The 13,657-nt window shown below is 72.9% G+C and carries 11 protein-coding genes; 9 read left to right on the plus strand and 2 right to left on the minus strand.

Annotated features, from left to right (window positions below; genetic code table 11):
• Positions 1-29: 29 nt before the first annotated feature.
• Positions 30-533: a GNAT family N-acetyltransferase gene (locus tag HA039_RS28430; protein WP_167034192.1), complete on the plus strand. Its 504-nt coding sequence runs from the start codon at positions 30-32 to the stop codon at positions 531-533.
• Between the two features lie 67 nt (positions 534-600).
• Here the strand turns inward: HA039_RS28430 and HA039_RS28435 are convergent, their stop codons facing one another.
• Both HA039_RS28435 and HA039_RS28440 read right to left on the minus strand, forming a co-directional pair.
• Positions 601-1,038: a hypothetical protein gene (locus HA039_RS28435; protein ID WP_167034193.1), complete on the minus strand. Its 438-nt coding sequence runs from the start codon at positions 1,036-1,038 to the stop codon at positions 601-603.
• Positions 1,039-1,041: 3 nt separating this feature from the next.
• Entirely contained in the window at positions 1,042-1,401 is a 360-nt protein-coding gene (locus tag HA039_RS28440; protein ID WP_161311025.1) for a hypothetical protein, read from the minus strand.
• A gap of 148 nt (positions 1,402-1,549) precedes the next feature.
• Here HA039_RS28440 and HA039_RS28445 point away from each other — a divergent pair, with 148 nt between their 5' ends.
• The 8 genes from HA039_RS28445 to cobA all read left to right on the plus strand — a co-directional run bounded on the left by HA039_RS28445 (position 1,550) and on the right by cobA (position 13,341).
• Positions 1,550-2,197: an HAD family hydrolase gene (locus HA039_RS28445; protein ID WP_167034194.1), complete on the plus strand. Its 648-nt coding sequence runs from the start codon at positions 1,550-1,552 to the stop codon at positions 2,195-2,197.
• A 472-nt stretch (positions 2,198-2,669) separates the two neighbouring features.
• Positions 2,670-3,692: a methionine ABC transporter ATP-binding protein gene (locus tag HA039_RS28450; RefSeq protein ID WP_167034195.1), complete on the plus strand. Its 1,023-nt coding sequence runs from the start codon at positions 2,670-2,672 to the stop codon at positions 3,690-3,692.
• Positions 3,689-4,357 (plus strand): methionine ABC transporter permease, encoded by a 669-nt coding sequence (locus HA039_RS28455; protein WP_167034196.1) that lies wholly within the window; start codon positions 3,689-3,691, stop codon positions 4,355-4,357. Before HA039_RS28450 ends, HA039_RS28455 begins: the two co-directional genes overlap by 4 nt.
• A 123-nt stretch (positions 4,358-4,480) precedes the next feature.
• Positions 4,481-5,341 (plus strand): MetQ/NlpA family ABC transporter substrate-binding protein, encoded by an 861-nt coding sequence (locus HA039_RS28460; RefSeq protein ID WP_167034197.1) that lies wholly within the window; start codon positions 4,481-4,483, stop codon positions 5,339-5,341.
• 118 nt (positions 5,342-5,459) lie between these two features.
• Positions 5,460-6,104, plus strand: a complete 645-nt coding sequence (locus HA039_RS28465) for a GNAT family N-acetyltransferase (RefSeq protein ID WP_167034198.1) — start codon at positions 5,460-5,462, stop codon at positions 6,102-6,104.
• Between the two features lie 154 nt (positions 6,105-6,258).
• On the plus strand, positions 6,259-7,479 hold the full coding sequence (gene cbiE / locus HA039_RS28470) for a precorrin-6y C5,15-methyltransferase (decarboxylating) subunit CbiE (RefSeq protein WP_167034199.1): 1,221 nt from the start codon (positions 6,259-6,261) through the stop codon (positions 7,477-7,479).
• A 319-nt stretch (positions 7,480-7,798) separates the two neighbouring features.
• Complete coding sequence (gene cobT, locus HA039_RS28475; RefSeq protein WP_167034200.1) at positions 7,799-11,509, plus strand: nicotinate-nucleotide--dimethylbenzimidazole phosphoribosyltransferase; 3,711 nt, start codon at positions 7,799-7,801, stop codon at positions 11,507-11,509.
• A gap of 617 nt (positions 11,510-12,126) precedes the next feature.
• Positions 12,127-13,341: a uroporphyrinogen-III C-methyltransferase gene (cobA, locus tag HA039_RS28480; RefSeq protein ID WP_167034201.1), complete on the plus strand. Its 1,215-nt coding sequence runs from the start codon at positions 12,127-12,129 to the stop codon at positions 13,339-13,341.
• Positions 13,342-13,657: the final 316 nt, after the last annotated feature.

A 13,657-nucleotide genomic window follows, 5' to 3' on the forward strand; every position in this document is an offset into this window, starting at 1 on the left:
CGTACCAGGTGAGCGGGAGGCATGCACACATGGGCATGAGCGTGACCATCTCTGCGGCGCGTGCGCAGGACGCGGAACAGATCCTGAAGTTGCAGTATCTCTGTTACCAGAACGAGGCCGAGCTCTACGGCGACTACACCATCGAGCCGCTCACCCAGACCCTGGACGACCTGAGGGCCGAACTCGACCGCGGGCACGGCCTGGTGGCCCGCCTCGGCGACGAGGTGGTGGCATCGGTACGGGGCACCGTGGACGAGTCGGGCACGGCCCGTATCGCGAAACTCATCGTCCACCCGCGTCTTCAGCGGCACGGCCTCGGCGGCCGGCTCCTCGACGCCATAGAACTGCACTTCGCGGGCGAACCGGCCGCGAGACGCTTCCAGCTCTTCACGGGCCACCGCAGCGAGGGCAACCTGAGGCTCTACCGGAGCCGGGGCTACGCGCCGGTCTCGGCGGAGCAGATCGGCCCGCGCCTGCGCCTCGTGACGCTGGAGAAGGAGGCCGCCGCCGAGGTGTACGCCGCGAGCGCCTGACCGGGGGCCGACGCCCCGCGAGGGGCGCGGCCACCCAGGGACGGGCAGTCACCTACAGACGTGTTGCTCACGACGCGAGAGCGGAATCCCCGCCCGTACGGGGGGATTCCGCGACGCGCGGCCTGCGCAGCCACAGGATCCCCGTGACCGGCAGGAACACGGGAATGAACAGGTACTCCATGCCGAAGGCCGACCACACCGTCGAGTCGGCGAACGCGGAGGAGTCGGCGAGCGTCCACGCCCCGACGGTCAGCACCCCCACCAACTCGGCCCCGCAGCACACCAGCGCGACCTTCCGCGCCGCCTCCCCGCCGCGTACGAGCGTGTAGGTGATGAAGACGTACACCACCGCCGCGACGGCGGACAGCAGGTAGGCGAGCGGGGCCCGGTGGTACTCCGTGGCGATCTGGTAGATCGAGCGGGACACCGCGCCCACCGTCATCACGCCGTAGAGCCAGACCAGCAACAGGCCGGGGCCCTTGACGAGCTTGGTCCGTGTCTCCATGGTTCAGCCACCCCAGATGTCGTGGAGCCGTACTTCGAGCACGGCCAGGACGACCGCCCCCGCCGACACCGTCACCGAACCCCAGCGGGTCCGCTCGGTCAGCGACAGGAAGCCGGCCGCGGGCACCGCGAGCAGGGCCCCGAGCAGGTACGAGAAGAACAGCACCGAGCCGTCCGAGGCCCGCTCCCCGCGCCCCACCAGCACGATCCCCACCACCACCTGGATCAGCGCCAGCGCCGACACCACGGCCATGCCGATGAAGTGCCAGTCCTTGGTCGGCTGGTCCCGGTACGCGGCGAAACCGCACCAGGCGGCGAGGGCGAGCGCGGCCACGGAGACCGCGACCGTCAGGGCGACAAGCATGGGCCCGAGCGTATTACGGCGGAATGACCGGGCCGCGCCCGCCCCCGGGCGCGGGCCCCGCACGCACCCCCGCGCGCGACGTACTGTCCCCTTGACGAGGACCGACCGAGGACCGACCGATGAGGACCGACATCACATGAGGAGTGGCATGAGGTTCGACGCCGAGGCCCTGCTGTTCGACAACGACGGGACACTCGTCACCTCCCTGGAGTCCGTCCTGCGCTGCTGGGGACAGTGGGTCGAGGAGTACGGCATCGCCGCGGACGCCTTCGCGCGGTACGGGCTCCACGGCCGCCCCGCCGCCGAGATAGTCGCCGACCTGCTCCCCGCCGCCGAGGTGGCGGGCGCGGTCGCCCGCATCGAGCAACTGGAGATCGACGACGCCGCCCGCGGGGTCCTCCTGGTGCCCGGCGCCGCCGACCTCCTCGCGTCCCTGCCCGCCGAGCGCTGGGCCGTGGTCACCTCCGCCTCCCGGCGGCTCGCGGAGGCCCGCCTCGGCGGGGCCGGGCTGCGGCCCAAGACGCTCGTCACGGCCGACGACGTCACCCGGGGCAAGCCCGACCCCGAACCGTTCCTGCTCGCCGCCCGCCGCCTCGGCGTGGACCCGGCCCGCTGCCTGGTCTTCGAGGACGCGCCCGCCGGGCTCACCGCCGCCCGCGCCGCCGGGATGCGGACCGTGGCCTTGGCCACAACACACCTCCGCGCCGAGCTGGTCGCCGACGCGGTCGTCGACGACCTCAACGCCGTATCGGCCCAGGTCACGGCCGGGGGAGTGGAGATCCGTATCGCCGGCTGAGAGCGCCCGCCACCCGCCGTCCCCCGCCCCGGGCCGTCCGCATGGTGCGACGAATCGTTCCGCTACGCGGACAGCCCACTTGGCAAAGTACTGACGTCTGCTTTACTTACCGCATGACCAGGACGAGCAACCGCGCCCCCGCGACCGAGGCGATCATCACGCCCGGTGCTCGTTGTCTGTGTCGAATGTGCGCCAACTGAGGGCCCCCGCCTGAGCCTCGCGCCCCGAAGCGAGGACAACGGCCGCGCCGTTCCCCGTGCCACCTGAGGGCTCTCACGCGCCCTCACGGCCTCGTACGGACCGCGCGCCCCCGCGTACGCCGCCTCCCGGTCACCCACCGCATCGGCCGTGCCGTGCCGTGCCGCCCTGACCCATGCCCGTGACCGTACCCATGCCCCTGCCTCATGTCCCTGACCCCTGCCCCGCGCCGGCGGCCCCTTCGCCGCGCACCCGACTGTGACGGAACCCCCCTGTGATCACTACTACGGGCCTGACGAAGGTCTACCGGTCCGCCCACGGGCGAGGCAGGGAGATCACCGCGCTCGACGGTGTCGACCTGCACGTCCGCGAGGGCGAGGTCTTCGGCGTCGTCGGACAGAGCGGCGCCGGCAAGTCCTCCCTCATCCGCTGCGTCAACCTCCTCGAACGCCCCACCTCCGGCACCGTGACCGTCGCGGGCCAGGACCTCACGGCCCTCGCCGGCCGGGGCCGCCGGGCCGGCAAGGACCTGCGCCGCGCCCGCAGTTCCATCGGCATGGTCTTCCAGCACTTCAACCTGCTGTCCTCCCGCACGGTCGAGGACAACGTCGAACTGCCCCTGGAGATCCTCGGCGTCCCCGCCCGCGAACGCTCCCGCCGCGCCCTCGAACTGCTCGACCTGGTCGGCCTCGCCGACAAGGCCAAGGCCTACCCGGCCCAGCTCTCCGGCGGCCAGAAGCAGCGCGTCGGCATCGCCCGCGCCCTGGCCGGCGACCCCAAGGTGCTGCTCTCCGACGAGGCGACCAGCGCCCTCGACCCCGAGACCACCCGCTCGATCCTCCAGCTCCTGCGCGACCTCAACCGCCAACTCGGCCTCACCGTGCTCCTCATCACGCACGAGATGGAGGTCGTGAAGACGATCTGCGACTCGGCCGCGCTGATGCGCAAGGGCAGGATCGTCGAGTCGGGAACGGTGAGCGAACTGCTCGCCACCCCCGGCTCCGAGCTGGCCCGCGAACTGTTCCCGGTCGGCGGCGACGCCTCGGGCCCCGGCCGTACGGTCGTCGACGTCACCTTCCAGGGCGAGGCCGCCACCCGGCCCGTGATCTCGCAGCTCTCCCGTACGTACAACATCGACATCTCGATCCTCGGCGCCGCGATGGACACCGTCGGCGGCCGGCAGATCGGCCGGATGCGGATCGAACTGCCCGGCGCGTACGAGGAGAACGTCGTCCCCGTCGGCTTCCTGCGCGAGCAGGGACTCCAGATCGAGATCGTCAAGGAAGGTGCCCAGTGACCTGGTCCGAGATGCAGCCCCTGCTGTCCCAGGGGACCATCGACACCCTCTACATGGTGCTGTGGTCCGGGCTCGTCACCGTCGCCGGCGGACTGCCCCTCGGCATCCTGCTCGTCCTCACCGACAAGGGCGGACTCCTCCAGAACGCCCCGGTGAACAAGGTCGTCGGCGTGATCGTGAACATCGGCCGCTCGCTGCCGTTCATCATCCTGCTGATCGCCCTGATCCCCTTCACCACCTTCGTCGTCGGCACCTTCATCGGCCCGACCGCCATGATCGTGCCGCTCGCGATCGGCGCCATCCCGTTCTTCGCCCGCCTGGTCGAGACCGCGATCCGCGAGGTCGACCACGGGCTGGTCGAAGCCGTCCAGGCCATGGGCGGATCCATCCCCACCATCGTCCGCAAGGTCCTGCTGCCGCAGGCCCTGCCGTCGATCGTCTCCGGGACCACCACCACCGTCATCGCGCTCATCGGCTACTCGGCGATGGCCGGGGCGGTGGGCGGCGAAGGCCTCGGTTCCAAGGCCGTCACGTACGGATTCCAGCGCTTCGAGAACGGTTTCATGATCGCCACCGTCGTGGTGCTGGTCCTGATCGTCACCGTGATCCAGCTGATCGGCGACCTGGCCGTACGGCTGCTGGCCCGCCGCGTCCGTACCGCCTGAGGACCACACCCGTACCGCCCGAACGACCGCACCCGCACCCACTACCACCCCCGCACCACCCACCGAACGGCCCGCACTCCTTGTCCGGGCCTCACCCCCGCTCACCGGAAAGAGGCACTCTTCGTGCGCACCACCGTCAAGCTCACCGCCGCAGCCGCCACCGCCGCCCTCGCGCTCACCCTGAGCGCCTGCGGCACGTCGTCCGACCCGGCCCCCAAGGCCGCGGAAGGCGCCAAGGCCGACACGTCCAAGCCCCTGCTCGTCGCCGCGTCCCCGACCCCGCACGCCGACATCCTGAACTTCATCAAGAAGAACCTGGCGGCCAAGGCCGGACTCAAGCTCGACGTCAAGGAGTTCACGGACTACGTCCTGCCGAACACCGCCACCGAGAGCGGCGAGGTCGACGCCAACTACTTCCAGAACAAGCCCTACCTGGACGACTTCAACAAGAAGAACGGCACCCACATCGTGCCCGTCGTCAACGTCCACCTGGAGCCCCTCGCCCTCTACTCCAAGAAGGTCAAGGAACTCAGCGGCCTCAAGGCCGGCCAGAGCATCGCGATCCCCAACGACACCGTCAACGAGGGCCGCGCGCTCAAGCTCCTCGCCGACAACGGCGTGATCACGCTCAAGGACGGCGTCGGCGGCAGCGGCACCCTGGCCGACATCAAGGACGACAAGGGCCTCAAGTTCAAGGAGCTGGAGGCCGCCACTCTGCCCCGCGCCCTCAACGACGTCGACGCCGCTGTCATCAACGGCAACTACGCCATCGAGGCCAAGCTCAACCCCGCCCAGGACTCCCTGGCCCTGGAGAAGACCGAGAACAACCCGTACGCCAACTTCCTCGCGGTGAAGGCCGGCAACGAGAAGGACCCGCGCGTGCTCAAGCTCGCGAAGCTCCTCAACTCGCCCGAGGTGAAGCGGTACATCGAGGACACCTACAAGAACGGCGCGGTCCTGCCCGCCTTCGGCCCCGCCGCGTAACCGGGCCGCTCCACCCGCCCGCGATCACCGCCGTCAACCCGGCACGAGCCCCGCGCACCCCGGTCGTGCGCGGGGCTCCCCCGATGCTGCATGCTGTGCATTTACGACGGACTGAGGCATGGAGCTGCGCATGACTACCTTTCCGGACGTCTCCATCAGCACGGAGCGGTTGGTGCTGCGCCCCTTCGAACCGTCGGACATCCCCGCGCACATCGAGATGATGAACGACGAGATGGTCACGGCCTGGACGTCCGTCCCCCAGCCCTACACCCAGGACGACGCCGAGCGCTGGGTCCACACCATCGCCCCCGCCGAGCGCACCGGCGGCCGCGGCATCGTCTTCGCCGTCACCGAGTTCCTCACCCAGCGGCTCGTCGGCATCGTGCGGCTCCACCACACCAACTGGCGTGCCCTCGCCACCGAGGCGCAGTACGTCACCGCGCCCTGGGCCCGCGGCGAGGGGTACGCCACCGAATCGGTGCTCGCCGTCGCCCAATGGCTGTTCCGCGACCAGAAGTTCGAGCGCATCGAGGTCCGCACGGCCGCCGACAACACGGCCTCCCAGCAGGTCGCCCAGAAGATCGGCTGCATCAGCGAGGGCGTGCTGCGCAGCGCGTGGATAGCGCGTACGCAGACGGAGGACGGCGGCTGGACGGACTTCCGTACCGACCTCCTCGTCTGGAGCCTGCTGCCCGAGGACCTGGAAGGCGTGGCGGAGCAGATGGCGGACAGCGGATACGCGTCCTTCACCGACTGGAACTGACCCCGCCACCGCGGGCGCCCGCCCCCCACGCCCTGGCACACTTCTCGTCCGGCGACCCCGCCCCGACGGACCCTCACCGCACCTGTCACCACACGCGTCACCGCACCCGTCAGACCGCCACCTGGCGACACACACCCCTGGAGACCTGAAGAACATGGCCGACCGCGTCACGGTGATCGGCTGGGACGGCTCACCCCTTACCGCTGCCGGCAGCTCCGCCCTGTCCGCCGCGACCCTCGTCGCCGGAGCCGCCCACCACCTGGCCCTCCCCGAGATTCCCCCCGGCGCCGAGCGCGTCCAGCTCGGCAGCATCGACCTGGCGGCACGCCGGATCGCCGGACACCGCGGCAGCGCGGTGGTCCTCGCCGACGGCGACCCCGGCTTCTTCGGCGTCGTACGGGCCCTCCGCGACCCCGAACACGGCCTGGAGGTCGAGGTCGTCCCCGCGGTCTCCGCCGTGGCGGCCGCCTTCGCCCGCGCCGGCATGCCCTGGGAGGACGCCCAGATCGTCGTCGCCCACTCCCGTACGCTGCGCCGCGCCGTCAACGTGTGCCGGGCGCACACCAAGGTCGCCGTCCTCACCTCCCCGGGCGCCGGCCCCGCCGAACTCGCCCTGCTCCTCGAAGGCGTCCACCGCACCTTCGTCATCTGCGAGGAACTGGGCACCGACCGCGAGAAGGTCAGCGTCCTCGCCTCGGACAACGCGGCCGACCACGAGTGGCGCGACCCCAACGTCGTGATCGTCATCGGCGGCATCGGGACGGCCGTCGCCCCCGTCAGCGGCTGGATCGCGGGCCGCGACCCCGCGTACCCGCCCGCCGAGCGGGGCTGGGCGCTGCCCACGGCGGAGTACGGCATAGACCTCGACGAGGGCGAGTCGACCTGGCTGCGCGCCGCCCAGCTCGCCCGCATCGGCGCCCGTACCGGCGACCTCGTCTGGGACATCGGCTCCGGCAGCGGCGCACTCGCCGCCGAGGCCGCCCGCTTCGGCGCCGCCGTGATCGCCGTGGACGACGAACCGGGGGCGTGCGCCAGCACAGCGGCCGCCGCCCGGCGCGCCGGTGTCCAGCTCCAAGTCGTCCAGGGACGCGCCCCCCACGTCCTGGAGCGCCTCCCCGAGCCGGACGTCGTACGGATCGGGGGCGGCGGGATCGACGTCGTCGTCGCCGTCGCCGACCGCAGGCCCGAGCGCATCGTGACCCACGCGGCCAACCGCGACGAGGCGGAAGCCGTCGGAACCGCCTTGCGCGACGGGGGATACGCGGTGGAATGTGTCCTGCTCCAGTCCGTCGACCTCGACACCGCCGACTGGTCGGAACGCGAGCGCTCCGTGGTCTTCCTCGTCTCCGGGCAACGCCCCGACACGACCGCCTGACGCGCCCCCGGACCCGGTTCCCGATCCGCCCCCTGCCCCCGTTGTCGTAGACGCGAGGTAGGCTGGCCGATCGTTGTACCGCAGCCGGGCGTTCGTCGCTTCGTTCGTCAATGTCCGGAAAAGGGACCCGTTTTGGGTCCTGATGTGGTACGGCGAACCGGGGGAAGCGCGACGTGGCGCAGCCCACAGCGGGCCGTGTCGTGCCGCGCGACGCCCACGCTCGTTGTTCCATGACAAGCGCGGGGAAGCACCGACGATCTGCGGAGCCGTCGCCCCGGTGAAGGGCCGTAGGAGCACAACCAATGGGCGAGGGGTACGCATGACTGACACCGGCCAGGTCCCGGGCGAGGTACTGCCGGAGAACGCGGGCATGGTGGACCAGCAGGGCGTCCCCGTTCCGAGTACGTACGCGTACCCGGACCCGGACGCGTTGTACCCGGACCCGCTGCGCCCCGATCCGTCGTACGGCGACCACGCGTACGGGGACGTCTCGTACGGCGACGCGGTGTATCCCGAGGCGGCGTACCAGGAGCCCGCGTACCAGGACACGACGTACGGGCAGCCGTTGTACCAGACGCCCGCGGAGCCGGTGGCCGAGGAGGAGGACGTCCTGCTCATGCCGAGCGGCCAGGGCGGCTGGGCGGACCCGCTCCCGGTGCCCTCGCCCGAGCCGGTACGGGTGCGGCAGCAGGTGCCGCCGATAGAACAGCCGGCGCCGCTGGCGGAGCCGGTTTCCCCGTCGCCTTCCCCGTTCGTGCCGGGGGAAGAGGTGTCGGCCGCGGTACCGGCGCCGGCCCCTGCCCCGGAGGGGTACCAGCCGTCGCAGGAGTTCGCGGCCGAGCAGTACGCCGCCGAGCAGGCCTTCCAGGCGCCGGAGTTCGCGCCCCCGGAGCAGGTGATTCCCCAGCACGTACCGGACGCTGAGGAAGCCGGGACGACGACCGGCCACGAGCCGCTCGCCCCCGGGAACGTGGCCGCGGGCCAGGACCCGGCTGCGCAGGCGTCCGCCGCCCAAAGCCCCGCCGACCAAGTTCCCGCCGCCGAAAGCCCCGCCGACCAGGGCCCCGCGGGCCAGGAACCCAGCGGCCAGGAGACACCCGCGGAGGAATCCCCCGGAAGCGCTCCGCCGCCGCACCAGCCCGAGGCGCACGAGACCGACGGCCGGGACTCCGGTGCGGTGGATCTCACGGCGGTACGGACCCCGGAGCCCGAGCCGGCCCCCGCCCGTACGGCCCCCGTTCCCACCCCTGCTCCCGCCCCGACGCCGACGCCCGTGCGCCGGCCGCTGCACCTGGGCCCGCCCGTCCCGGACACCTCCGGCGGAGTGGTGCGCTCGCTGGCCGACCGCGGCCCGGCCGCACCGGCCCGAGCCGTCCGGGTACGGAACAGGCCGCAGCCGACCCCGACTCTGGGCCCCGAGTACCTGGACGTTCCGCGTGAGGACCCCGCGGTCGCCCCGCCCCCCCAGACCCCCCAGTTGAGCGAGATCCCGCCGCAGGCGGGCACGCCCTGGAGCGCCGAAACGGCGGCCCCGGCAGAAACGGTCGTTCAGGAACCCGAGCAGGCGCCGACCGAAGCGGTCGAGGCGCAGCTCCCGCCGACGGAGCCCGAACAGGCTCCGGAAGAGACGCCCGTGGTGGCGGAGCAGGCCGAACAGGCCCCGGAGACCCCGACCCCGGCCCCGGAGGCCGTACACGACCCGGTCGAGGCCCCCACCGAGGCACCGCTGCCGGAACCGACTCCCGTCCCCGTACCCGAGGCGGACGTCGCCCCGGTGGCGGAACCGGACCCGGAGCCGGAACCGCAGCCGGAACCGGCCCCCGTGGCGACCCCCGAACCGGAGCCCGAGCCGGAAGTCGCAGCCGTAGCGGTACCCGAGGTAGAGGCCCAGGCCGAACCCGAACTCGCCGCGCCCGAACTCGCGCCGGTCACGGCAGTGGCTCCCGAGGCCGCCCCCGAGGCCGAGATCGCACCTGCGCCTGAGGCCAACGCCGTACCCGTAACGGTACTTGAACCGGACCCCGTACCGGAGCCGGAAGAGGCGACGCCTGCCGCCGCCGACCCGGCCCTTGCCGCCGAACCGACGGCCCCCGAGGCAGCCCCGGCTCCCGCCCCCGAGGCTCCCCTCGCCGCCGAAACCACCCTGACCGCCGAAACCACCCCGCCCGCAACCGAGGTCCCCGCAACCGAAGCCCCGGCACCGGAAGCCCCCACGGCCGAAGTCCTTGCAACCGAGGCCCCCGCGGCCGAAGGCGCGAGCCCCGGCCATGAAGCGGCGGCCCCGGTGGAGACGACGGTCGCCGCCGCCTCCGGATACGACGACGCGGAGCGCGACGCCGTACTGCGCGTGATGCGCGAACGACGCGACATCCGCAACGGCTTCCGCTCCGACCCGGTCCCGCACGAGGTGCTGCTCCGCGTCCTGGAGGCCGCCCACACCGCGCCGAGCGTGGGCCACTCCCAGCCCTGGGACTTCGTGGTCATCCGCTCGGCGGAGACGCGGCGTTCCATGCACGAACTGGCCCAGCGCCAGCGCGAGGCGTACGCGAAGTCGCTGCCCAAGGGGCGGGCGAAGCAGTTCAAGGAACTGAAGATCGAGGCCATCCTCGAAACGCCGGTGAACATCGTCGTCACCGCCGACCCGACGCGCGGCGGCCGGCACACGCTCGGCCGTCATACCCAGCCGCAGATGGCGCCGTACTCCTCCGCGCTCGCGGTGGAGAACCTCTGGCTCGCCGCCCGCGCGGAAGGGCTCGGCGTCGGCTGGGTCAGCTTCTTCGACGAGCGCGAGATGGTACGGGCGCTGGGCCTGCCCGAGCACCTGGAGGTCGTGGCGTACCTGGTGGTGGGGTACGTGGACGAGTTCCCCGAGGAGCCCGAGCTGATGCAGGCGGGCTGGTCGAAGCGCCGCCCGCTGTCCTGGGTCGTCCACGAGGAGACGTACGGCCGCCGCGCCCTGCCCGGCGGGGAGCCGCAGGATCTGCTCCAGGAGACCGTCGGGGCGATCCGTCCGCTGGACGCGAAGGCGCTGGGGGAGGCGTGGGAGCGCCAGAAGCGGATGACCAAGCCGGCCGGCGCGCTCGGCATGCTGGAGATCATCTCCGCCCAGCTCAGCGGCCTGTCGCGGCTGTGCCCGCCGCCCATTCCCGAGCCGGCGGCGGTGGCGATCTTCGCGGGTGACCACGGGGTGCACGCCCAGGGGGTGACCCCGTGGCCGCAGGAGGTGACCGCGCAGATGGTCGCCAACTTCCTCGGCGGGGGCGCGGTGTGCAACGCGTTCGCCAACCAGGTGGGCGCCGAGGTCTGCGTGATCGACGTCGGTGTCGTGGGCGACCTGCCGGCCACGCCGGGGCTGCTGCCCCGCAAGGTGCGGGCGGGTACGGCGGACTTCACGACCGGTCCCGCGCTGAGCCGCGAAGAGGTCGTCGCGGCGATCGAGGTGGGCATCGAGACGGCCCGCGATCTGGTGGCGGCGGGCAACAAGGCGCTGCTGACGGGGGAGATGGGCATCGCCAACACGACGGTGTCGGCGGCGCTGATCTGCGTGTACACGGGCCAGGACCCGGCCGAGGTCACGGGGCGCGGCACAGGCATCAACGACGAGACGCACGCGCGGAAGATCGACGTCGTACGGCGCGGACTCGACCTCCACCGCCCGGACCCGTCCGACCCGGTGGGTGTCCTCGCGGCGGTGGGCGGTCTGGAGCACGCGGCGATGGTCGGATTCCTGCTGGGCGGCGCGTCGTTGCGTACGCCGGTGATCCTGGACGGGGTCAGCGCGGGGGCGGCGGCGCTGGTGGCGCGGGCGATCGCGCCGGAGGCCCTGGCGGCCTGCATCGCGGGCCACCGCAGCGCCGAGCCCGGCCACGTGGCGGCCCTCAACAAGCTGGGCCTGCGCCCCCTGATAGACCTGGACCTGCGCCTGGGCGAGGGCACGGGCGCACTCCTGGCCCTCCCGGTGGTCCAGAGCGCGGCCCGAGCGATGCACGAGGTAGCAACGTTCGACTCGGCAGGCGTCACAGAAAAGTAGCCCGCCCGACCCGCCGAACCACACCACCCGACGGCGGCCGCGAAGCGCCGCGCACATCCGGGCGCCCGACGACGTTGCGTCGAGCCGCGTCGGCCCAGGGCCGTTCTGGGTGGCCCGGACCGTTGGGGCGACTGTCGGGGTTCGGCGATCCGGCGACGTGACGCGGAACCGGTGCCGTACCGCCACCCACCGTCGGCCTGGACAGCCGTAATCGTCGCCGAGTGCGGAGCCGGCGGACCGGGCCGTTGAGCGATGGCCTGGTGGCCCGACGGTTGGCAGGGGTCTTCGGGGTGGTGGGTGGGCGCGTACCGGCTGCGGCCCGCGGGACGGCGGCATGGCTCGGCCCGTTCAGGGTCCCCGGGACGGGGTGGCTCGGCGGCCCGCCCGCGGCCCACGGGCCGTACAGTCCATCGACCGCACAGCCCACCGGTCGGTGGGGCGGGCCCTCCCGGCGCGGGGGCGGGGAGCGGCCGGCGGGCACCCGGCCCTGGGTGGGGGCCGCGTACCCACCCGCGACCCCGGCGCCCACGCCGCAGCCCGCCCCGCGCAGGCCTCCCCGTAAGCTGGTTGCCGGGAGTCACCCCATCTCACCAGCCGCTTCAGGAGTCCCTACCGACATGGCCGAGCACGCCGAGCACCCCGCCTACCCCGTCGGACTGCGCCTCTCCGGGCGGCGCGTCGTTGTTGTCGGCGGCGGGCAGGTCGCCCAGCGCCGACTGCCGGCGCTCATCGCGGCGGGCGCCGACATCGTGCTCGTGTCGCCCTCCGCGAAGGCCTCCGTCGAAGCGATGGCCGAGTCCGGCGAGATCCGCTGGGAGCGGCGGCGGTACGAAGAGGGCGACCTCGCCGGCGCCTGGTACGTCCTCGTGGCGTCCAGCGACCCCGTCGCGAACGCCACCGCCTCCGCCGAGGCGGAACGTCACCGCGTCTGGTGCGTCCGCAGCGACGACGCCGAGGCCGCCACCGCCTGGACCCCCGCCACGGGCCGCAGCGAGGGCCTCACCGTCGCCGTGCTCACCGGCCGCGACCCCCGCCGCTCCGCCGCCGTCCGCGACGCCATCGTCGAAGGCCTGCGCGACGGCACCCTCGCCGCCCCCCACCACCGCACTCGCACGCCCGGCGTCGCCCTCGTCGGCGGCGGACCCGGCGACCCGGACCTGATCACGGTGCGCGGCCGCCGCCTCCTCTCCGAGGCGGACGTCGTCATCGCCGACCGCCTCGGCCCCCGCGACCTCCTCGACGAGCTGCCGCCGCACGTCGAGGTGATAGACGCGGCGAAGATCCCGTACGGCCGTGCCATGGCCCAGGAGGCGATCAACGACGCGCTGATCGAACACGCCAAGGCCGGCAAGGCCGTCGTCCGCCTCAAGGGCGGCGACCCGTTCGTGTTCGGACGCGGCATGGAGGAGGTCCACGCCCTCGCCGCCGTCGGCATCCCCTGCGTGGTCGTCCCCGGCATCTCCAGCTCCATCAGCGTCCCGGGCGCGGCCGGCATCCCCGTCACGCACCGCGGGGTGGCCCACGAGTTCACGGTGGTCAGCGGCCACGTCGCCCCCGACGACGCCCGTTCCCTGGTCGACTGGGCCGCCCTCGCCCGCCTGCGCGGCACGCTGGTCCTCCTGATGGCCGTCGACAAGATCGGCGCCATCGCCGGGGCCCTCGTCGCGCACGGCAAGTCCCCCGACACCCCGGTCGCCCTCGTCCAGGAGGGCACCACCGCCACCCAACGCCGGGTCGACGCGACCCTCGCGACGGTCGCGGAGGCCGTGAAGACCCACGACGTACGCCCCCCGGCGGTCATCGTGATCGGCGAAGTAGTGGCCCTGGACTGAGCGGTACGGGGCGTACCCGGCGCCCGCCGACCCCGGCGCCGGCGCGCCCGTCCCCAACCGACGCGGAAACGACGCCCACCGGCGCCGCCCAGGACCACGAAGCCGGCACCCCCGGCGTACAGGTCCCCCCGGGTACATCCGCAGACACCCCCGAACCGCCCTCGGACCCGGCGCCCTCGGACTGCCCTCGGACCCGGCGCCCTCGGACCGGCGTCCCGGACCTGGGGCCCCGGACCCGCCGCTCCAGGAGCGGCGCCCCAAGACCGACGCCCCCCGGACGGGCCTCCCCCCCCCGGACCCTGGTTCCCCCCGACAC

Source organism: Streptomyces liangshanensis, assembly GCF_011694815.1.
In the GTDB taxonomy this organism is placed as follows: Bacteria; Actinomycetota; Actinomycetes; order Streptomycetales; family Streptomycetaceae; genus Streptomyces; species Streptomyces liangshanensis.